The organism is Sphingobacteruim zhuxiongii (assembly GCF_009557615.1).
Taxonomy (GTDB): domain Bacteria; phylum Bacteroidota; class Bacteroidia; order Sphingobacteriales; family Sphingobacteriaceae; genus Sphingobacterium; species Sphingobacterium zhuxiongii.
Map to the genome: position 1 here is coordinate 1,202,068 of NZ_CP045652.1, position 22,469 is coordinate 1,224,536.

General features: G+C 37.2%; 18 protein-coding genes and 1 tRNA gene. 10 read left to right on the plus strand and 9 right to left on the minus strand.

All coding sequences use genetic code 11. From position 1 onward, the window contains the following. Entirely contained in the window at positions 1-573 is a 573-nt protein-coding gene (locus GFH32_RS05200; protein ID WP_153510070.1) for a hypothetical protein, read from the plus strand. 79 nt (positions 574-652) lie between these two features. On the opposite strand, the gene GFH32_RS05205 is transcribed toward GFH32_RS05200, so the two are convergent. After that, positions 653-1,612: an SRPBCC family protein gene (locus GFH32_RS05205; protein ID WP_202111186.1), complete on the minus strand. Its 960-nt coding sequence runs from the start codon at positions 1,610-1,612 to the stop codon at positions 653-655. 100 nt (positions 1,613-1,712) lie between these two features. Between GFH32_RS05205 and rplU the strand changes: the two genes are divergently transcribed. The 4 genes from rplU (at position 1,713) to GFH32_RS05225 (ending at position 3,551) form a co-directional block, all read left to right on the plus strand. Next, a complete protein-coding gene (gene rplU, locus GFH32_RS05210) occupies positions 1,713-2,024 on the plus strand; it encodes a 50S ribosomal protein L21 (RefSeq protein WP_153510071.1) in 312 nt (103 codons plus the stop codon). A gap of 43 nt (positions 2,025-2,067) precedes the next feature. Beyond that, positions 2,068-2,334 carry a 50S ribosomal protein L27 gene (rpmA, locus tag GFH32_RS05215; RefSeq protein WP_153510072.1) on the plus strand — a complete coding sequence of 89 codons (267 nt, stop codon included), beginning with the start codon at positions 2,068-2,070 and terminating at the stop codon, positions 2,332-2,334. A 357-nt stretch (positions 2,335-2,691) separates the two neighbouring features. Then, positions 2,692-2,868, plus strand: coding sequence for a hypothetical protein (locus GFH32_RS05220; protein ID WP_153510073.1), 177 nt, complete (start codon positions 2,692-2,694; stop codon positions 2,866-2,868). Next, complete coding sequence (locus GFH32_RS05225; RefSeq protein WP_153510074.1) at positions 2,868-3,551, plus strand: hypothetical protein; 684 nt, start codon at positions 2,868-2,870, stop codon at positions 3,549-3,551. The genes GFH32_RS05220 and GFH32_RS05225 overlap by 1 nt, the downstream gene beginning before the upstream one ends. Positions 3,552-3,910: 359 nt before the next feature. Here the strand turns inward: GFH32_RS05225 and GFH32_RS05230 are convergent. The 4 genes from GFH32_RS05230 to GFH32_RS05245 form a co-directional block, all read right to left on the minus strand. Next, positions 3,911-3,984, minus strand: a tRNA-Ala gene (locus GFH32_RS05230). 32 nt (positions 3,985-4,016) lie between these two features. Beyond that, positions 4,017-5,921 carry a DUF3857 domain-containing protein gene (locus GFH32_RS05235; protein WP_153510075.1) on the minus strand — a complete coding sequence of 635 codons (1,905 nt, stop codon included), beginning with the start codon at positions 5,919-5,921 and terminating at the stop codon, positions 4,017-4,019. After that, positions 5,918-7,888 carry a DUF3857 domain-containing protein gene (locus GFH32_RS05240; RefSeq protein WP_153510076.1) on the minus strand — a complete coding sequence of 657 codons (1,971 nt, stop codon included), beginning with the start codon at positions 7,886-7,888 and terminating at the stop codon, positions 5,918-5,920. Before GFH32_RS05240 ends, GFH32_RS05235 begins: the two co-directional genes overlap by 4 nt. An 84-nt stretch (positions 7,889-7,972) precedes the next feature. Next, positions 7,973-9,745, minus strand: coding sequence for an ABC transporter ATP-binding protein (locus GFH32_RS05245; RefSeq protein ID WP_153510077.1), 1,773 nt, complete (start codon positions 9,743-9,745; stop codon positions 7,973-7,975). A 301-nt stretch (positions 9,746-10,046) separates the two neighbouring features. On the opposite strand from GFH32_RS05245, the gene GFH32_RS05250 reads away from it, so the two are divergent. Genes GFH32_RS05250 through yajC form a run of 4 tightly spaced genes read left to right on the plus strand, consistent with a single transcriptional unit; the run spans position 10,047 to position 12,903 of the window. Beyond that, positions 10,047-11,117: a Glu/Leu/Phe/Val family dehydrogenase gene (locus tag GFH32_RS05250; protein ID WP_153510078.1), complete on the plus strand. Its 1,071-nt coding sequence runs from the start codon at positions 10,047-10,049 to the stop codon at positions 11,115-11,117. A gap of 45 nt (positions 11,118-11,162) precedes the next feature. Beyond that, complete coding sequence (nusB, locus tag GFH32_RS05255; RefSeq protein ID WP_194285672.1) at positions 11,163-12,113, plus strand: transcription antitermination factor NusB; 951 nt, start codon at positions 11,163-11,165, stop codon at positions 12,111-12,113. A 4-nt stretch (positions 12,114-12,117) separates the two neighbouring features. Further along, the gene (locus GFH32_RS05260; protein ID WP_153510079.1) at positions 12,118-12,555 is read left to right on the plus strand and encodes a DUF1573 domain-containing protein; all 438 of its coding nucleotides are present in this window, start codon (positions 12,118-12,120) and stop codon (positions 12,553-12,555) included. 30 nt (positions 12,556-12,585) lie between these two features. After that, positions 12,586-12,903, plus strand: a complete 318-nt coding sequence (gene yajC, locus GFH32_RS05265; RefSeq protein ID WP_153510080.1) for a preprotein translocase subunit YajC — start codon at positions 12,586-12,588, stop codon at positions 12,901-12,903. A 49-nt stretch (positions 12,904-12,952) separates the two neighbouring features. On the opposite strand, the gene rlmF is transcribed toward yajC, so the two are convergent. Further along, a complete protein-coding gene (rlmF, locus tag GFH32_RS05270; protein WP_153510081.1) occupies positions 12,953-13,840 on the minus strand; it encodes a 23S rRNA (adenine(1618)-N(6))-methyltransferase RlmF in 888 nt (295 codons plus the stop codon). Between the two features lie 84 nt (positions 13,841-13,924). Here rlmF and GFH32_RS05275 point away from each other — a divergent pair, with 84 nt between their 5' ends. After that, positions 13,925-15,475 carry a Na+/H+ antiporter gene (locus GFH32_RS05275; protein WP_237249235.1) on the plus strand — a complete coding sequence of 517 codons (1,551 nt, stop codon included), beginning with the start codon at positions 13,925-13,927 and terminating at the stop codon, positions 15,473-15,475. Between the two features lie 348 nt (positions 15,476-15,823). Here the strand turns inward: GFH32_RS05275 and GFH32_RS18615 are convergent, their stop codons facing one another. The 3 genes from GFH32_RS18615 to purL form a co-directional block, all read right to left on the minus strand. Beyond that, positions 15,824-16,048 carry a PLDc N-terminal domain-containing protein gene (locus GFH32_RS18615; RefSeq protein WP_153510083.1) on the minus strand — a complete coding sequence of 75 codons (225 nt, stop codon included), beginning with the start codon at positions 16,046-16,048 and terminating at the stop codon, positions 15,824-15,826. A 416-nt stretch (positions 16,049-16,464) separates the two neighbouring features. Next, positions 16,465-18,546: a right-handed parallel beta-helix repeat-containing protein gene (locus GFH32_RS05285; RefSeq protein ID WP_153510084.1), complete on the minus strand. Its 2,082-nt coding sequence runs from the start codon at positions 18,544-18,546 to the stop codon at positions 16,465-16,467. A 122-nt stretch (positions 18,547-18,668) separates the two neighbouring features. Beyond that, the gene (purL, locus tag GFH32_RS05290) at positions 18,669-22,343 is read right to left on the minus strand and encodes a phosphoribosylformylglycinamidine synthase (RefSeq protein WP_153510085.1); all 3,675 of its coding nucleotides are present in this window, start codon (positions 22,341-22,343) and stop codon (positions 18,669-18,671) included. Positions 22,344-22,469: the final 126 nt, after the last annotated feature.

Sequence of the window (22,469 nt, forward strand, 5' to 3'; positions counted from 1 at the left end):
ATGAAAAATCTATTCGCACTTCTACTTACCCTTCTTTTATTCTGTCCATTTTTCACTAATGCTCAACAATCGGTGAACATCAAAGCGAAGCAGGATTTTAAAGTAATTCCAATTGTGAATCACCAAGTGGAACTTTCTAAGAATTCATTTAAACTCATGTTCCATGTGAAAGGGTTAGAAGCATTTTGCATTGCTTTTACAACCGACAAAGATATTTACCGATCAGCTCTTGGTGAGGCAGACTTAGAGGTAATGTGGTTCGAGAATACCGGTATGGCGGAAGGCGTTTTTAATGATGATAAAACCGTTCTATTGTCTGACGAGGCTCCAAGCTATTGGTTTTACTCTTCGATAACAGAGCATAGATTCGATAAGCATCCTCAAGGGACCAGCAAGGAGTGGACTGCGGAAAGAACGATTGATAAGTTTTATCAGGTGGAAGAAGATAAAACCTATAAAATTAGCGAATTGAGTGGCCCCATCTACTATGTTGTTTATCTTCCGATATACGATGAAGATTATCAGCTAATCGATAAGACGATTTTAAATTATGGTGAATTGAAGTGGAAGTAGCAGTTCACAGCAATATTTTACTTAGCAAACGGCTAGACTGGGGTCATAATTGTGGAATCGACGAACTGTATTCCAAATACTAACTTTGTTCTGCTCTTCTTTTTTCGACTTTCAAAATATTTCTTTGAATATCCTGCATAATCCATCTTGCCCATATGCCAGCGTAGAAGTTAAAGGTCGTATCAAGGGTAAAATGACTATAAAGATGAAGTCTATATTTATCATCGGCTAATTTCTCGAGCTCATAAGTCCCATTCAGAACATCGAAGAAATTACCACCAACGACAACGTGTTCATCTAATGTTGTGGATGGAATTTCATAAGGATTTGCCTTGATGCTAAAGCTCATGCTTTTCTGATGCGCATAATGTGTTACGGTCTCATGAAAGACTAAACCATTTGTGAATATTGCTTTGCGATAGGCTCCTACACCCTCGTAGTTAAGTTCAGCCTCGACTGGACGCGGAAATCCTAAGGCTTTATTCAACCAACCTGTGTCTTCCTCTTCTTTAATTTTAGATACACGAGTCACTAAACTCCAAATCTTATCCGCCGGAGCTTCAATATCAATGTAATTATACGCTTTAAACGTTTGTTTATGACTACCAATCCAAGATTCAATGGGAGCAGAAAATAATGGAAGTAGAACTAGGAGCGATACGAGTATTGTATCGTGTTTCTTCTGGAAGCTTTTTCCAACCAGTCCACCAATTGAACTAAAAATCATAAAGATTGGGAATGCCATCATCCAACATGCCCAGCCTTCGAGTTTCAAAATCATGGTCATTATAGCGAACAAGGTTAAAGGAATGTACGGAGCAAGTAGGGTATATGCATTCTTTCTCGTTTGTTCAATCGGGGAGAAATAGATAGTTAGTGCGCCCATAACAAAAGGGACAAGGAACAGAAAACTTATCGACATTAATACAAACAAGGATGAGAAATTCGATAGATCGAACAACAATCGCATTAGCAAGGCGTAGACTAGCGGCATCACTAAGGCGTGGAAATATTTGTTTCTCAGAAATTTTGGAGTCATAGCTTGATTTACGTTTTAAAGATATTAAAATAAGTTTGCTCGAATAAAAAATATATTTTATCTTTGCCACTCATTAAATAATAACATTTAATTCATAACAATGTACGCAATAGTAAATATAGCAGGACAGCAATTTAAAGTTGCTAAAGACCAATTCCTTTTTGTACACCGTTTACAAGGAGAAGAAGGCGCTAGTATTGAATTTGACAATGTATTGTTAGCAGAGGACGGTGGTAAATTTACTGTAGGTACGCCAAGTATCTCAGGTGCTAAAGTTTCAGCTACGATTTTGTCTCATTTAAAAGGTGAAAAAGTAATCGTTTTCAAGAAAAAACGTCGTAAAGGCTACAAAAAGAAAAACGGTCACCGTCAACAATTCACTAAAATCCAGATCACTGGTATCAGTTTATAATCGAATTTTTAATCTGACGTAAGTCATAAATTAGAATAAAGAAATGGCACACAAAAAAGGTGCGGGTAGTTCCAAGAACGGCCGTGAGTCACACAGTAAGAGATTAGGTATCAAGATTTTTGGAGGTCAACAAGCTATCGCTGGTAACATCATCGTTCGCCAACGTGGTACTCAACATAACCCAGATGCTAACGTAGGTATCGGTAAAGACCATACATTATACGCTTTAATTGACGGAACAGTTGTATTCCGTAAAAAAGCTAACAATAAATCTTACGTTTCTGTATTAGCTACAGAAGAGAATAACTAAGATATCTCAAAAAACAAAAAAAAGGCTAGCAGTAATGTTAGCCTTTTTTTTGTTTTTATATATTTCTCATGGAAGGGGTATGAATTCGACGGTATTGTGGTGAAGGATTTAAGTTATTAGAATTTGATATAGATTACTATGAACCTAAAGTAAATTTCTGTATAGTGTAGAAAATACTTTATAAATTAAATTATAGTTTATAACTTGTAAGAGTTTCTGATTTATAAGGTGGAAAGATACAAGTGTTTTCGAGAAAACTACAATTTATTTGACGGATGTTTCACACAGCAGGTTAAACCAATTGTGTTGAATAGCAGCCTAAATAGTAACTAGTAATAAATGTAAAATATAACTTCTATGAGCAAGACAGTTATACGAGGAAATTTTGTCGTAGCGACAAAAGAAGGCCGTCTATATATTAAAACTTCTGATTTTTTTAAACAAACAAAAGTTAGAGAGACAATTGAGAAATTGAAAAACTCTGAGATTGTAAAAAAAATAGGTGAACATAATAAAAAGCTCGCTGGAGCATAATGATATTAAATTTACTTGTCCTTCCTTTAGCAGCAGGGTATTATATTCTCACGAAGTCATATAAATTTAGATATAGAACCCAGAGATTGGACAGAAACTCGTTGTTTTTTGAGACTGTTATTTGTGCTGTATTTATTTTAATAGGTGCATTCTTTATAAAATTATTTTTATATGATCAGTTCATTACGAATAGTTTCAAAGAATCTTTTAGAGCGTTAAATCCATTAAAAACTACACCACTCTCAGGGTTAGTTGGATTAAGTTTTCTTTTAGTGGTACTAATTACTTATGTAAGTAATTTTTTGTTAGATCGTGAACAAGAAATTCATGCGGCTATTATAGCAATAGGCAATGAGTTTGAATTACTGGCTTCGAAAGCAATTAAGGAGGAAAAACTCATACTTTTGTCATTAAAGAACGATAAGTTTTATATCGGCTGGGTTAAAGAATTGCCTATACCGTCTCAATCAAACTACTTAAGGATTATTCCAGTATTCAGTGGCTATCGGGATAAAGAAAAAAGGCTTCAATTTACTTCTCAATATATCGAAGCTTATTCTCTTCTTATCGAAGATGGTCAAGGAAGTAGTTTTAATGATTTTAATTCGGATGTATTGATGCCTATATCTGAAATAATAGCAATATCTTTTTACGACCAAGAGATATATGATATTTTAAATTGACACTGCCTTCGTTAAGAGCGGATGTCGTTTTTTATCTATTTACAATTGCAAAATGTCCGGTCAACATATGTCTTGTTATTATTTTTATTGATATAATAGCAGGCACCCCTAGGCCCCTCATATAAAGCTTTCCCTTTGTACGTACATTTCGTTTTAGACTGATATAAAAATGAATTGTTATCCCCGGCGTAGCTATTCGTAAAAAGAATAACAATAAACAATAAAAGGAATCTTCTCATTATAATTGGTTTTGAACCAAATATATCAATTAAATTCACCGAACCTTATGCATAAGCGTAATCATAATAAACAAAAAAGCGTTAATTTTTTAAAAATTAACGCTTTAAGTAGTTTTGTTGTGGAGAATAACGGAGTCGAACCGATGACCTCTTGCCTGCCAGGCAAGCGCTCTAGCCAGCTGAGCTAATTCCCCGCTTGCGTGCCTGCCAAAGATATAAATTTGTTTTACTTTTTATCGAGAAATGGTAAAATATATCGGTAGGAATCACTGAATGTTGCGTCCTTCATAAATTGAGTAAATGCCGCATAGCTCTCTGCAGGATACTCACCCTCTCTAATTTGTATTTTTCGATAACAATACATTTTTCCGTCTTTCATTTTGATAGACATCTCATAAGAACCCATTGGTACTTCATTTTTTACATCTGCAGGCTTAATTCGGGCATCTAGATCTTCAGGTAATTCAATTTCAATTTCATCGATATCGGTATAACCTCTGGTGATCTTTACAGGGTTTATACGCTTCGCTAGTTCAGTTATTGCGCTAGCTTTGTTGAACACATTGGGGTATATGGTTAGATTATTTCCGTTTTTTATCGCATAATTTGGGACTTCAATTGTTAGGTTTTCCGTAAATACGAGGTTCTTATCATCTAAGCTGTATTTTACATCTGTAAATTCAATTCTATCGATATCGTATTGTCCTCTCAATTCTTTCTTTTGATCGTCCAAGCTCTTCTTGTAATTTGTGAAGTGATTATCGAATTGAGTTCCCATAAACTTTGTTTCTAATGTGCCTTTCAGTAAACCTGTTTCATCGAGTTTTAAAGTCGATTTTCTATGTTGCAAATTTTGCTCAAAATTAAAGCTCTGGGTGCGCATTATTTCCCCGCCAGTCGGTGTTATAGCAAGTACCAATCGATCGTCTGTAAAGTCTCCTAAATAGCCAAATGGACTCTCTGAGCTCGTGCATTCAAGCCAAGTTGTATCCTTCTCAGAAGGCAGACAAAGAATAATATGGTTTCCTTGTAGACTAGCAAAATCCTTGTATAGATCTGATTTGGTTGTTCCAGCGGTTACAACAGAATAGTAGGAGGGTATATCAACGACATCAAGTAAAGCCTTCATGTAGTTGGCGAGGGCTTTACAATCACCATAGCCTAATCTATCTACCTGTTCAGCAGGGAAAGGTTCGTTTCCGCCAACACCAATTTGTATACTGATATACCGCGTTTTCTTCTGCATGTATTCATATAGTGCTTTTGCTTTCTCGCGATTGGAAGATAGGTTTGCCGTTAATTCCTTGACCTGTGCTACGGTGCTAGCGGGCAATGTTTGCTTATCTTTCAATAAGGTTTCATTCATCCATAATCCAAATGTTTTCCAATCAGTAACTTCGCCCTTGTATTTATAAAATTGGAAGCTTTTAGGTATAACTTCAACGAACATCCCTGTCGTTCTACGACTTGGGCTATAGGGCTCGCTACGTTCTGCACGAATATTTTCTACAGTCCAAGTATAAGAGTTGAATTTAGCTTCTTTTTTTGTAATGACTGGATTCGTTAAATTGCGTTCATTTATACGCAGATCGATCTCAGGAGAAGTAATTACCTGAAAAGAACTTTTTTCAACGGAGAGGTCGATTGAATAATTTGGTTGCCAACTTGGTAAATTCAGTGTTTGTTGATGGCGAATTTCATATTCGTATACAATCGTGTAGGGGTATGTGCGAATCAAGGGACTATAACTTTTTACTCGATCATCTGCGTAAAGGTTTGATTGTCCGCTGGCACTATAGTCTTTAAAATCCTTCATTCCGAATTTGCGAATTACTTTGCCATCCTCGTCTTGAATTTCGCCTTTAAGGTCTTTTATTTGCCTAATTTTATCATAAAAGATGTAGAGATCGGCATATTCGTCGCCGGCTTTATTATGTATTGTAATGGCGCTTTTTTCAGTCTCTATCGCTTGATTAAACGACTTAATCTCGAGCACAGTTTCTTTAAATCTGACCGTCGCGGAAGCACGACTTAACATTTCTTTTGGAATTAAGTTCGCTGCGTATTGTGCTTTACTTTGAAAAGCGGTACATGCTAATATTGTAAATAGCGTTGCTGCTAGTATTCTCATATTTTCTTGAAAAGGAAGTCAGTATTCTGATGTTGAATTAGTAGTGAGAAGAACTCTTTTAAATGGAAGTATTCTTCGGGGGTGTAAATTGCCTGATTTAGGTTGGTGACTTGTTGAACCATGAGCACATTGTCCGAAAAAGAAGACCGATAAATAAATTTAGCGGCACCCTCTGGTAGCGAATAAGAGGTGTTTTTTGGGAAATTATCTAATTTATAGCCTTCTGGGAAAGTGATGTTAATATTATACTGTTCAGCTCGTGCGGAACCTAAATCGACATGGAAGTTTCTCTCTGATAAATTAAAAGGATTTTTCCGCTGGCGCTCATACATGATTGGGTTCAATAGAATTTGTGTGGCATTGAAATTTTCGCGCATGTCAAACTCGAATTCCATTGATTCCACTAAAGGATTGTCAAGTTCCGTAAGGTTCTTAATTTTATTGCTAAGAATCTTAAGCCCCGAACTCTTTTCGATCACATTTTCCTCGTACTCCTCAATGGTAGGGAATTTTTCTATTTCGCTTCGCTGGATATAGGCTTCCAAACCGACATAGTATTTTTCAATTTTACCTTTCATTTTGCCGTCTTCGGAAATCGTCGCAAATATATTGTATGTCTTTTTTGTTGGAATAGTATTCGTAAGTTCAATCCAATCGGAGCTTTGTTTGGAGTATATAATTCTTCCTCGTTCATTAATCGAACGTAAAGACAATAAGCCAAATGTTAGGTATTTGTCGCTGGCATCGAGTAGGTAGGACTTTCCATCAATTAATGCCGCCACGATGACCGCATTGAAATCGGATAACACCGGATGTACAACATTGGGAATCCCATTGTTTCGAGTGGAGATAATAACAGGATAAGCTTCAATATCGGCATTGTTTAAAGCGGATACCAAACTTAAGTTAATATCCCCGATATTTCCTTTCTTTTTCTCCAATGCGTCCTTAATACCATTTTCAGCGTATTTACCTAATGTTTTATTCCATACGATATTTTGCTGAATGTAGTTGTAGATTTTCTTTGCGTTGAATAATTTAGATGAGTCTGGAGAAATAATACTAGGAAGTAATTTTCCATAGACGGATTTATTTTTTATTTGCCCACCGAAATCTTTGTCGTTAAGAAGTTCTGTATCTACGTCTTTCCAAACGCGTGTATAGTTTTTTATAGCTCCGCTTGGCTCGTGGAATGTTTTAAGTTCGAAGTTAACCGCAGAAATGTAATTGATGGGAGCCAGCATATAATCTTCTTCTTTGAATGCTGGAATATCCTTCATAATATAGGTCATTCGTGAGCAATCAAAACGCTTACTGTTTAATAAGAAATGCTCGCTTAGTCTTGCTGTTTTTAAGTCACTGATTGCGTAGTGTCCTTTTAGTGTGACGTTGTATTCAAAGACAGATGGGATGACAGCTACGTATTCACTGTGCAATTTTGGGATTTCATCTTGAAAATACCAAGTCTTTAAATTCCATATTGCTGGCGTATTTGTTCGATAGCTATATTCAATAATTGAGTTTTCTTGAATGTTGGGTAAGGTGAATTTAATGACCTGGTAGTGGGCACTAACTTTCTCTGTGAAAATAGCGTCCTTTTTCAGCTCATCAGCTTGAATTTGTCCATCGATTAAATTGTACGTCGATCCCTTTATTTCGGTCACTCGTTCGAAATCTGATCCATATTTGTAAACTGGGATTTCAATCGTAGCGTGCTTATCACCATCTTTCTTTAGGATCTTTATCCGTACGTGACAATAATGGTTAACACCTATTGAATTTTGCGATTCGGAGACTTCAATTTCTGATCGTCCGAATTCGTACAGTACAACAGCTTTAGCTGCGGTGTCTACAGATTGATGGTCATGCTTGAAAATAGTGACGTCTAATTTAGGCATGGAGGAGTTCTGGGCATAGCCCAATGCGCTTAAGAGAATTAAGCAGCAGGTTAATAAATAGCATCTCATAATTGTGTTTGGCTAATATGCTTTAACACAAATTAAATGAAATATTTTGAAATTATACGAGAAATATTTGATTTTTAATTTTAGCTAAGATTCTAGCAATTGTTTATCGTAAAGTGAGCTGTATTCGCCATTTAAAGCCAATAATTCTTGATGCGTTCCTCGCTCAATTATTCGACCTGCATCCAACACTAATATTTGATCTGCATTTTTAATTGTCGAAATTCGATGTGCAATGATAATTGACGTTTTACCCTGCATTATGCGACCTAAATTATGTAGTATTTCCTCTTCGGTCTTCGTGTCTACTGCCGAAAGACAGTCGTCAAATATCAGTATATTCGGATCTTTAACTAATGCTCTTGCAATAGAAACACGCTGTTTTTGACCACCGGATAATGTGATTCCTCGTTCGCCTAAATGAGTCTCAAAGCCTTCTTCAAAGCCGACGATGTTCTCATAAACAGCCGCATCTTTTGCTGCTTGTTCAATGCGCGGCATATCGACCTGGTCTAAACCAAATGCGATATTACGGGCAATGGTGTCGGAAAACAGAAAAACTTGTTGAGGAACAAAACCAATTTGTTCTCGGACAGCATGAGTTTTGAATGCTTTGATATTCTTTTGGTCATATAGAATTTCACCTGCGTCAACATCGTACATACGGAGTAATAGATTTGCCAATGTAGATTTTCCAGAACCTGTTTTTCCAATAATGGCTAATGTTTTTCCTACAGGGACATGAAAACTCACTTGATCAATAGCCTTGATTCCGGTATCAGGGTAAGTGAAGGATATGTTGTCCACACGAATGTCTCCTTCAATTTTTACATCACTTTCTCCTTCTTTGATTTCTGATCGCGTATTTAGGAATTCATTGATACGTTTTTGAGATGCTGCCGCACGCTGCACTAACGAGGTTACCCAGGCTAGCGACATCGCAGGGAATGTTAATTGATTGACGTAAATAATAAATTCAGCAATATTACCTGCCGTAATGTTACCATCATTAACTTCTAATCCGCCAATATAAACTGTAATAATTGTACTGAAACCAACTAGGAATATGATTAAGGGAAAGAAAATGGCTTGAACTTTAACCAGATTTAAATTGATGTTTCTATACCGATCACTTTCAATTTTAAAGGAGTCCATTTTATCTTTTTCGCGGGTATAGCTTTTAATCACACGGATTCCTGAAAATGTTTCTTGTACAAAGGAAGATAAATGAGATAATTGCCGTTGAATGCGCTCACTTCGTCGGTTGATTACTTTATTGACGAATAGAATTAATATCGAGATAATTGGAATTGGAAGAAGTGAATAGGTCGCTAATTTCGCATTCACATTATACATGGCGTAGATAATCATAATCGACAATACAACAGTATTTATCGCATACATGATTGCAGGACCTAGGTAGTTTCTTACTTGATTTACATCTTCGGTTGCTCGGTTCATTAAATCACCGGTGTTATTTCGGCGATAAAATGCGAAGTCTAGTTCCTGATAGTGCTGATAGATTTCATTTTTTAGATCATACTCTATATGACGAGACGTTAAAATCAACGTCTGACGCATCATAAACAAAAAGATTCCCCTGAGTAAGGCCAACACCAATACTACAATACCGAAGAATAGCAAGCTGTTACCAAATATCTGATAGATGAGGGTTTGGCGTTCAAAGCCGTCATAAAGTCGATACAGATCAATATTTTCTTTTACTAAATCGAAAGCCTCGCGAATTACTTGTGCAGGTAGTATTCCGAAGTAATTTGAAATAATGACGAAGATGACACCAGGTACTATCTTCCAGCGATACTTGTAAAAAAACTTATTGAGGTAGGCGAGATCTTTCATGCAAGAACAAAAGTAAGGGATATATTTAAATAAAAGTACTGTAAAGATATCCGAATCTGTTATCCAAGAGTCATGATTCAAGTCAATAGTTGATTATCGGGGCTGAGATAAATGTGTTGATTTGTTTAAATGTTTAGCAGGTTGATAACACAAGGGGATAATCGTTTTAGAATTTTAACTAAAAGGGAATGCATGCTGCATAAAATTTCAAATCTAATGGCTCTAACCTAATATTTTGTGGGTGCATAGCGTTCGATGCAAAAATATTGCTATTTTTGTAGCTGTAAAATTATGTTTAATTATGCAAAGGGATAATTCCTCACTTTTCGACTTGATGCGTATATCTGACCATCAGAACCTTTTTTTCTGTAATGATAAAGAGGTAGGACTAAAAGCAATCGTAGCGATTCATGACACAACTTTGGGCCCAGCAATTGGTGGAGTCCGTATGTTGCCATATGCAACAGAAGCAGAAGCTATTGAGGATGCATTGCGTCTTTCTAAAGCCATTACCTACAAATCTGCATTAGCAGGTTTGAACTTAGGAGGAGGTAGTGCAATTATTATCGGCAATAATCGAACAGAGAAGTCAGAAGTGTTAATGCGTCGTTTCGGACGTTTTATCAATGGGCTAAACGGTAATTTTATTGCGTCTATTGATGTTGGTACAACTCAAAAAGATTTAGAGCATATACATGGTGAAACGAACTATGTTGCTGGTCTACCAACTTCATTAAATGGTGCTGGAGACACAACTGTTTTTGCAGCGAAAGGTGTTTATTACGGGATCAAAGCGGCAATTAAGGAGTTATACGGTGACGAGAACTTGGCGGGTAGAAAAATCGCAGTTCAAGGTGTTGGAAGCGTTGGAGAGCATTTAGTATCCTTATTGCGAGCTGAAAATGCACGTGTATATGTTTCTGACATGACAGAAGAGCGCAAGATGAAAATTGCGGCGAAATATAAGGCTGAGCCAATAACTTACTCTACGAGTTTTGAATTGGATGCCGATGTTTATGCACCTTGTGCGTTAGGAGGAACCGTAAATCCAGATACAGTACCGCGTATGCGTTGTAAAATAATCGCTGGTTCTGCGAATAATCAGTTATTAGACGAAGAGGTTACCACACAATTATTAAAAGATAATAATATTCTTTATACACCAGACTTTTTGATCAATTCGGGCGCTTTAATTAGCTGTTTCTCGGAGTTGGAGGGTTACGGTGCAGATCGTACGGACTATTTGATTCGTCATATCTACACAGCAACAAGACATGTGATTCAAAAAGCAAATGAAGAAAACATTTCGACACACCAAGCTGCAAAAGAGCTTGCGGAAAAACGTATTTCCGATATGAAAAAGTTGAGATAATAGTATAATATCGTTCTTTATTAAATATTCGTTCTTTATAAAATTATGCTAAATAGAAGACACCTTAGGGTTAAGGTAATGCAAGTACTGTATTCCTACAGTTTATCGGAAGATAAAAACCTTCCAGATTTTCAGAAAAGTCTACTGAAAAATGTAGAGGAAGTTGATGAGATGTACATTTGGACTCTGAATCTTTTGGATGAGGTTGCGGAGTATGTATTAAAAGATGTGGAAGGTATTGCCAATAAATGGATCCCTTCGTCGACAGATCAGACCTTTTCTTCAACAAAATTAAACAGCAATACGTTTATTGAGTCTCTACGTCAAAATAGAGAGTATTTGGAGAAAGTAAAACGTTACGATGTTGATTGGAGTTACGATCCAGAGATTGTTCGTTCTATTTTTGCTCAACTGAAAGAATCTGAAACCTACCTAGAATATTTGCAACAAGATGATAGATCTATTGCTACGGAAAAAGATATCATTAAACATATCTTTAAAAAGCTTATTCTAAAATCTACAGACGTTGAACAAGCTTTCGAAGCTCGCTTTATCAATTGGCCGGTAGATCGTGAAGTTTTACAAGCGATGATTGCGAAGACTTTCAAGAATTTCAGTAGTGAGGTTCCTGCAAAGAATCAATTAGCAGACTTGACGCCTTCTTGGATTGAGGATAAAGATTTTGTCTTAGATTTATTGAAGCTTACTATTAAGTATACAAAGGAATACCAAGATCTTATCTCTGAGAAGACTAAAAACTGGGAAGCTGATCGTATCGCGTTAATCGATAATTTGTTAATGAGAATGGCTATCACGGAACTGATACATTTCCCTACGATTCCTGTAAAAGTAACAATTAACGAGTATATTGAACTTTCAAAGTCCTTTAGTACGTTGAAAAGTAGTACCTTTATCAATGGTATTTTAGATAAGATTTTATCGGACTTAACGAGTCAACGTCGTATTAAGAAAGAGGGTAGAGGATTAATCGCATAACATAATGAAAAAACTAAGTTTAATATTGTTAGCAAGCGGATTGTTTTTCACAGCTTGTAACAACACAAGTAAAGAAGCAACGGCGGGCAAAGCAGATTCAACTGTAGTTAATGCTGAGCAAGCAGGTGCTGGCAAAATGGAATTCGAAGAGGATGCATTTAACTTTGGAACAGTTAAAGAGGGTGAAGTTGTAGAGCATGTTTTCAAGTTTAAAAATTCAGGAGATTATCCTATTGTTTTAGCACAGGTATCGGCAAGTTGCGGGTGTACTACGCCAACTTATACTTCAACGCCAGTAAAGCCAGGTGAAGTTGGTGAGATTGCGGTGAAATTTGATAGTCAAGGTCAGGTAGGTCAACAACAAAAAATTATTACTATTGCTTCCAACGCTGAAAAGCCGGTGACAACGGTTCAGTTAAAAGGTGAAGTTGTAGTAAATTAAAAGCAAACAAATAAATTATAATAAAACAAGATGATTTCAACTATTTTATTACAAGCAACAGGTGGGAGTGGAATAATGCAATTCCTTCCAATTTTATTAATGGTGGTGGTTTTCTATTTCTTCATGATTAGACCACAAATGAAAAAGCAAAAAGACCATAAAAAATATATCGAGGAATTAAATGTAAATTCTAAAGTAGTAACTACAGCTGGTATTCACGGTAGAATCGTGGAAGTAACAGATACTACCTTTTTAGTAGATGTAGGTAATGGTGTTAAAATCCGTTTCGATAAAACTGCGATTGCTTTAGATGCTTCAAAAGCAGCAAATGCTAAAGCTTCGGCTTAAACATATTAACAAAATAAAAAAGGCTATCTGATTATCAGATAGCCTTTTTTTATTTTTTATCAACCCATTTCCAAGCAAGAATTCGATTAATCTTATTCCCTTGGGACATATTGATTACTTGAACATCTTTAGCCTTGTGGTATTCGATCACTGCGCGAAGCGGTCTAATATTGTCTTTATTCGACACTAAAGCGGTGCAATAGCCAATTTGATCCTTGAAAGTTAGGCTTTCATAAATTAACTGCGTTATAAACTTTTGTTCGCCACCTTCTGTCCACAGCTCTGTTGCTAATCCCTGATAATTTGAATTGGCATCCTGAGAAATACGAAGATTCTTATTTTTCCTCGAAACTTGTGATTCATGATCCTCTCTGGATTTAAAAAATGGAGGGTTACACATAATCGCATCGTAGTATTCATTCGGGAGAATAATATCCTTTAAAATATTCGTTGGGTCGTTTTGTTGTCTAAGACGAATAGATTTCGCTAACTCTGGATTATCCTTCAGGATAGCATTTCCGTTAACTAGCGAGGGAACATGAGTCTCCGATCCAGTAAATAACCAACCATATTCTTTGACTCCTAGGATAGGATAAATAATGCTAGAACCCGTTCCAATATCAAGAATCTGAACAGAACGTCCTGATTTTCCTCCTAATAGATCGGCAAGATAATGAATGTAGTTTAAGCGTCCTGGTACTGTTGGCACTAGACTATTCGGTAATACGCGCCATCCCTTGATTCCATAAGTAGATTTTAACAAGGCTTTGTTTAAGTGAAATACAGCTTCAGGATGCGTGAAATCTATTGATAGATGATCATGATCAACTTGAATGACATAACTTCTTAAACTTGGGGTATTCTTCACCAGTTGCTCAATATTGTAAGATTTATTGAACTTATTTCTGGGATGTAAATTTTTTGAGATATTTTCCATTAATTTTATACACACAAAGATACCTATTAATAAATGATTGAGTCTAATATTTTATTGGTCATGATACTATTTTTCTTCATGGCTATGTTATTTGTTATAAGTCAGCGGTTTAGCGTTTCTTATCCAATCCTGCTTGTTATTGGAGGACTAGTGATTTCACTGATTCCCGGAATGCCTGAAGTAAGTATAAATCCGGATATTGTTTTCTTAATATTTCTGCCGCCACTGCTCTTTGAGGCTGCTTGGTATACCTCGTGGAATAGCTTCTGGAAATATAAGCGATCAATTATGATCATGGGCTTCGGTCTCGTTTTTGTCACCTCGTTGGCAGTCGCGTATTTATCTGTACATATTATCCCGGGATTTACTCTTGCATTAGGATTCTTACTTGGAGGGATTATATCTCCACCTGATGCTGTTGCCGCAACCTCTGTATTGAAAGGTGTTAACATGCCTAAGCGAGGGATAACACTATTAGAAGGGGAGAGTCTAGTCAATGATGCTGCCTCACTTACTGTTTTTCGATTAGCCTTAGCGGTGATTATTACCGGAAGTTTCGAACCTCAAAAGGCAATTGTTGACTTCTTTACCTTAGCCATTATGGGAATATTTGTAGGTCTGATTATCGGTCATATCCTTTATGTTTTCCTACGTTATGTTGCGAAATCTTCCAGTATTACAACCCCGATTACTTTAATCGCCCCATATATAATGTATATCGTCGCCGAGCATTTTGAATGGTCTGGCGTATTGGCTGTAGTTGCTGGGGGATTATTTCTATCCTTCCGTTCCAAAGACTATTTGGACTATCATACCCGTATTCAAACGCGGGAAGTATGGGATACTGTTGGATTCCTTTTAAATGGCTTTGTCTTTATCCTGATCGGCTTGGAGCTACCAATTATTATTGCTGGGATTGAGGACGTTTCGATGGAATGGGCAATTCAAATGGCACTTGCTATTACCGCAATTATCATTGTGCTGAGGATTATTTTTATTTATGGTTCAGCCTTTATTCCAAGAATGCTGTTCAAAATTATTCGTAATAATGAATACTCTCCAGGATGGAAACTTCCTTTAATAATTGGATGGGCAGGCATGCGAGGTGTTGTTTCGCTAGCTTCAGCATTGGCAATTCCATTGACACTCAGTGATGGTACAGCCTTTCCGCACAGGAATCTTATTTTATTTATCACCTTCGTCGTAATTCTAGTCACGTTAGTCGTTCAAGGGCTTTCGCTTCCTTGGTTAATCAACGGAATTAAATTGGAAGGAAATTCAGAAGAGATCCCAGAAGACGTGCAAATTGAAGCTATTCGTTATCGATTGGCGCGAGAGGGCATGAAATTGATCGAAAATAAATATACCAATGAGTTGCGAGAAAGCTTTACCGTAAAGGCGATTTATACGCAAATGAAAAGAAGATTAGATACTTCTGCGTCGACGATAGATGAAGAATCGAAGATGCGAATCGCAAATGAAAAGGATCTTTACAAGCGCGTTACACAGGATGTGATAAATCAAAGACGTAAGACTTTATATAAGATGCATTCGGAAAAGAAATATGACGATTCACTATTGCGGGAGTTAGAACATAACTTAGACTTAGAAGAATCGCGTTTAAATAGAAAATAGTGATGTTAGATAGGAGTATCCTCAAGGTTACTGGAAACCTTTGGTAACCCATGATTTATGTGTGAAATAAAAAATGTAACTTAATCGATAATAACTTCCATCACTCTTTTTATCAGCAAAAAGAGGGGGAGAGTACAAAAATTGATTGAATTTTATTACACACAATTACTCTAATAAAAGCCAACGTTTTTAAAATGTTTATTAAGATAGCTATCCCGAATAGGGCTAGCTATTTTTTTATTGTTCACTAGGACGGAATATCTTAGGATTTCTAAATCAGAGAAGCAGTAATTTAAATCGAATGAAGATGTTTTGAAAAAATAAACCAGCGTATAAAACAACCTGTTTTTAAGAATTCTTCGTTCTACTAAGGAATTTGGCGAACGCTGTAAAATAGAAAACACTTCCGATTAACGGCACGAAAACTATAACTAACGCGATGTAAATAGAATTTATGAAATTCAACTGCTTATTCGTGGCAACATGAATTAGTGCAATAACCATCGCCAGTACGTGCGTGATAAAAAACAGTTGCCAAATAAATAAGGCGTATGATAACTGGTCAATTAACATAGTCGTATGAATTTAAATTACCTAAAGATAAATGTTATTTCTGAATATTGAATAATCCTACAGAATATGTCTAAGGTATTAGTCGGCATCTCTTTGTCTAAATCAAATTGTGGAAGTGTAGCAAATAGACTAGCGAATTCTTTAAGTTAATTTCTATCATAAGTATGATTCATCACAATCCAGTTGCATTTCTACCATAAAAGATGCTTTAACCAAATTCCAGTCATACCGAATCAAATATTCTTATCGACGTCACGACGCAAACATCATCAAAAAACTAGATATCTAAAGCAATCAGATAGAGTGCTATTTCGAGGAGTTGAATGTTAGAGGTTTAAAAATAGAAAGGAGCCATAAATAATATGGCTCCTTTCTTATTCTATTTATTCTTGTGCTTCACGCTTTAGGAGTGATCGCTAAATTGGCTGAGCCCATTTAGCAACAGCTTGATCAAAATCATTCTCTATCTGTTTAGATAATACCGCCTTTTCTTTCCACGCTGAATCGCCATAAACGCCAGCTTTTGTGTAGTCAAATTTTTTGAAACCTATCTTTTTAATGATTTTATCATTCTTAAATCTGAAGTCAAAGTTTGCGGGATCTCGAAAATTTGGATCAGCGATAAAACTGTGTTCATCACGTCCAAGTTTTTTCCAATCAGCAAAGTTTAATTTAGCGAATTGAAAAGTTTTACTTCGCGTATCCCAATAACAGTTGTTATCGATATCGACTTTCGCTGTAATCCATTTATCTTTTTCATTACTTCTATAAAGAACGCCCTCATTGAAATAAACAATATTGTTTTGAAAGGAAAGTGAACGATGATCCTCTGATCGAGTCAGCTGAATTTGGAAATACTGATTTAGTGCAAAGATATTATTACGGATCATATTATCTTTTCCATAGTGCTGATGGAAGCCAGCGCTTTTGCATTTATACACCAAATTGTTTTCCATAACGATTCCGGTAGAGCCTTCATCAGTATAAAGTCCCCATCCCCCATAATCATAGGAAAAGACGTGGTGTACGACGTTATTACTGACTGTAGTACCTTCTGATGCACCTAGGGTGTAAACACCTCCCATATCGCTTAATTCTGCCCAACCTAGGTGATGGATATGATTGAATTCGATTTTATTCCTTTTGGAAGGACTCGGAGCATATCCCCATACCCATCCTACAGAAACTCCAGAATATCTAAAATCAGCAATATCGTTATGTGTTATTTCATTGTCGCTTCCATGAATGATAATCACGCCTACTGCACAAGGGAAAATGTAGCCACCATGCTGAATGATGTTATTGTGGATTTTTATATGATGACTTAATGCAATTGGGTCACTTCCAATCTTGACTCCACCTCCTCCTAAATCATAAAGGTGACATTCTTCGACCGAGGAGTGAGAAGTATTTTTATTGAACCATATACCGTATCGCCCTGTATGTGCGATATCGCAGTTCTTAAAATGAATGTTATCGGCATAATCAATCATGACAGCCGCATCTAGGTTAGCAGCCGCTTGTACAGGATCTTGACCCTCTGGAGGCGTCTGTGTGGAAACATATTCAAAACGAATATGCTCGAACCGAATATTGGAAACCTTTTTTTCTGGACTGCCTTTTATCACTAGGAATTTCTCCGCAACCGGATAAACGGCCTCTGTATTTTCCAACGTTTCGCCAGGCATCGGGATATAGTAGAGGAAGCCGTCTCGTTCGAGATACCACTCCCCAGGTGAATCTAAAGCTTTTTTATAGTTTTCTATAACGTAAAGGCTCTTGATTGTCAATGGATTTACGGTATGTAGTCTACCGGTTAGATACATGCTGGAGTCTACTTTATTGATATACTGAATCCGTTTTCTAGTATTATCCCATTTATGATAGAATACAGCCTGCACATCATTCCATTCAGATTTTTCTATATCGTTTAAAATGCTTAGCTCGCTATCCTTTAATGTGATTTTTTGTGAGGTGTAGGCATTTGTAGAATCTAATTTATTGACAGTTACGCGTTTTGGTTTGAAGAAGTCGCCCTGATTAGGAGTTTGTGCTCGAAAGCGACGCTCACCATTGATATATAGCTGCTCAAAGTAAAAGCCATAGTTTGCGACTTCGGGGATATAAACCCGCCAAAGCTGAGGTGTCACTGCTTCAAATCGACCGGTAGTTCTACCACCAGTAATTAATGGACGATCCTTTTGATCACCACGGAAAATAATGGTTGTTTTGGAGTCGGAAAGCACTGGATAATCCAATGTAATTGGTCGATTAATTGGATAAGTGCCAGATTGAATTTGAACAATGATACTGTCATTTGCTTGTAATCTTGAGCGGAGTTCTTTGATTTTTAATTGTGCCCCTTCGATACTTGCAAGTGGGGATTCTATTGTTCCTTTGTTCCCATCATTGCCGTTTGGAGCAATGAAGATGGTTTCATTCCCTGCATAGGAATAGGAGACTAGAAATACTAGAAAAGTAAGCCAGATTGTTTTCATTTGATTGTATAGGTTTAAGTAGAGGATAAATATACGATTTGCCTGAAATATCCACCGACTGAAAACAAACAAGGGGCTAACTCTTCAGTTAACCCCTTGTTTCATATTGCGTTGTTTCCAACTTATTTGTTTTGATTTTCAATCCATTGGCGTGCATTAACAAACGCTTCCAACCATGGAGTTACTTCATCTTGACGTCCTTCAGGGTAATTAGCCCAGTTCCATTGGAATGTAGAACGCTCAATATGAGGCATCGTAACTAAGTGACGACCAGTTTTATCACACATCATCGCGGTGTTGAAATCTGATCCATTTGGATTGTGAGGATATTGATCGTAAGCGTATTTCGCTACAATATGGTATTGACTCTCTGTGTTTGGAAGATTAAACTTACCTTCTCCATGAGAGATCCATACGCCTAAAGTGCTTCCTGCTAAAGTTGACAACATGATCGAGTTGTTTTCTTGAACTTTTACAGAAACAAAATTAGATTCGTGCTTCTGAGAAGTGTTGTGCAACATCTTTCCATGAACTTCGTGATCAGGATTGATCAATTCAAGCTCCATGAACAATTGACATCCGTTACAGATACCAACTGAAAGTGTATCGGGACGAGCAAAGAATTTTTCTAAAGCTGTTTTTGCTTTTTCATTATAAAGAAATGCACCTGCCCAACCTTTTGCAGAACCCAATACATCAGAGTTTGAGAAACCACCAACAGCACCAATAAACTGAATATCTTCTAAGGTTTCACGGCCGCTGATTAAGTCGGTCATATGGACATCCTTAACATCAAAACCTGCCATAAACATCGCATTCGCCATTTCACGCTCGGAGTTCGAACCTTTTTCGCGAATAATAGCCGCTTTAGGGCGTGCTTTGTTTGCATCAATTGCAGGCTTCTTCCCGTCAAACTGACTAGGGAAAGTATATTGCAATGGTTGATTTTTATAATTATTAAAACGCGCTTCAGCAGTGCCGTTTTTTGATTGTTTCTGATCTAAAAGGAAAGACGTTTTAAACCATGTATCGCGTGTTTCAGCGACATTGAATGTAAACTGATCTGCATTGATTTTAAAGGTCACTTCGTTGCCGTCAATCGCTTGTCCAATTTTCACAGCTTCGACTTGTGCTTCAGCCATTGCTTGCTCAAATGCAGTATCATCTTTTGCTTGAAGAATCACTGCAATATTTTCATTGAACAATGCTTTTACACTGTCTTGTTCCTTTAATCCGCTTAAATCGTAATTTGCTGCCAGATTTACATCAGCAAAACACATTTCCAATAAGCTGACGATTAAACCTCCTGATCCAACGTCATGTCCAGCAGCAATCTGATCATCTAAGATGAGCTCTTGAATTGTATTGAACGCATTTTTGAAAGCATTCGCATCTTTAACTGTTGGAACTTCTTTACCAATCTTGTTCTGGATTTGAGCAAATGAAGAGCCTCCTAACTTAAAGCTATCTTTGGACAGATTAATATAGTAAATCGAACCAGCAGTTTTTTTCAATGTTGGCTCAATGACTTTGTTAATGTTTGTACAATTTCCTGCAGCTGAAATAATGACAGTTCCTGGCGCAATAACATGCTCTCCATCAGGATACTTTTGTTTCATCGATAGGGAATCCTTACCTGTAGGGATATTAATTCCTAAAGCAATCGCGAAGTCAGAACATCCTTGAACCGCTTGATACAATCGTGCATCTTCACCTTCATTATTACATGCCCACATCCAGTTAGCCGATAGTGAAATACCACTTAAGCCATTTTTAATCGGTGCAAAAACAATGTTCGATAAGGCTTCTGCGATAGCATTCCTAGATCCAGCAACTGGGTCTACTAAAGCCGTTAACGGCGAATGACCTACTGTTGTCGCAATCCCTTCTGTAGACTTATAGTCTAAAGCCATTACACCAACATTATTTAACGGTAACTGTAATGGACCAGTACATTGTTGTTTAGCAACACGTCCGCCAACACAACGGTCGACTTTATTCGTTAACCAATCTTTTGCAGCAACAGCTTCTAATTGTAAGACTTGGTTTAAGTAACTTGGAACTTGATCAGCTTGATATGAAAGATCCGCATATGGACGATCAATTGTTTTGTCGTTCATAATCGTTTTTGGCGAAGAGCCAAAGAAATCTTCCAATGCATAATCCATCGGTTTTTCACCAGTGCTTAGCGATTCAAAAGTAAATCGGTGATCATTCGTCACGTCACCAACAGCATACATCGGAGCACGTTCGCGATCAGCGACGTCTTTTAACTTTTGAATATCATCTTGAGCAATAACAAGCCCCATACGTTCTTGGGATTCATTACCAATAATTTCTTTTGCAGATAGGGTAGGGTCTCCAACTGGAAGTTTATCTAAGTCAATTAGCCCGCCTGTATCTTCGACAAGTTCAGAAAGACAGTTTAAATGTCCTCCAGCTCCGTGATCGTGAATCGAAACAATTGGGTTATGATCTGACTCTACAAAAGCACGGATCGCATTTGCCGCTCTTTTTTGCATCTCAGGGTTTGAACGCTGAATAGCATTTAATTCGATACCAGAGCCAAACGCGCCAGTATCTGCTGAAGATACTGCTGCTCCTCCCATACCAATACGGTAGTTTTCTCCACCAAGGATTACAATTTTGTCTCCTTCTTGCGGTTTATGTTTTTTTGCTTGATCTAATTTGCCATAGCCGATACCACCAGCTTGCATAATCACTTTGTCGTATCCTAATTTGCGACCAGCCTCTTCATGCTCAAATGTAAGTACCGAACCAGTAATTAATGGTTGACCAAATTTATTTCCAAAATCTGAAGCACCATTCGATGCTTTGATTAAGATGTCCATAGGGGTTTGATATAACCATTCACGCTCTTGCATACCGTTCTCCCATGGGCGGTCAGCAAGTAATCGCGAATAAGCTGTCATATAGATGGCCGTACCTGCCAACGGCAATGCACCCTGACCACCAGCAAGACGGTCACGAATCTCGCCACCAGAACCTGTCGCTGCGCCTGAAAACGGCTCAACCGTAGTTGGGAAGTTATGCGTTTCCGCTTTAACCGATATGACCGAATCAAAATCCTTTTCCTCGTAATAGTCGGGCTTGTCGCCAGTTTTAGGAGCAAATTGAGTTACTCGCGGACCTTTTACGAAAGCGACATTGTCTTTATAAGCAGAAACAATACCGTTCGGGTTTGTTTCTGATGTTTTCTTAATCAATTTGAATAGCGAAGTTGCTTGTTCCTCACCATCGATGACAAAAGTACCGTTGAAGATTTTATGACGACAGTGCTCCGAGTTGGCTTGTGAGAAAGCGAATACTTCAGAGTCTGTTAACTTACGGCCAATTTTGTCAGAAAGACGATTCAAATAATCTACTTCCTCCGGACTTAAAGCCAAGCCTTCAGATTTGTTATAAGCATCGATATCTTCGATATCCAGAATAGGCTCTGGTGTGATATGGATGGTAAACATATCTTGAGTTAATGCACTATATTTTTGAGAGATCATCGGATCAAACTCATGAAACTCTGCATTAACTTTTTGAAACTCTTCAATACGAATAATCCCCTCAATGCCCATGTTTTGAGTGATCTCTACGGCGTTAGTACTCCAAGGAGTAACCATTGCAGCACGAGGCCCTACATGGTAGTCATTTAATGTCTGATCGTTGAGTTTATTAGCATTTCCAAAAAGCCAGTTTAGTTTAGAGATATCTTCGGTAGATAAGTCTTTTTGGGTTTGAACAGCATATACAGTGTTCGATTGGTTCACGAAGAAATGAATCATTATGAAAGTGAATTTTGAACGTCCTTCAATTAAAGCACAAAGTTACGTATAATTTTGTCAATAAGCGGATAAGGAACGGGAACTTTTTGCGAATAAAAGCGGTTTTTTTACCGTGAATCGACTCTA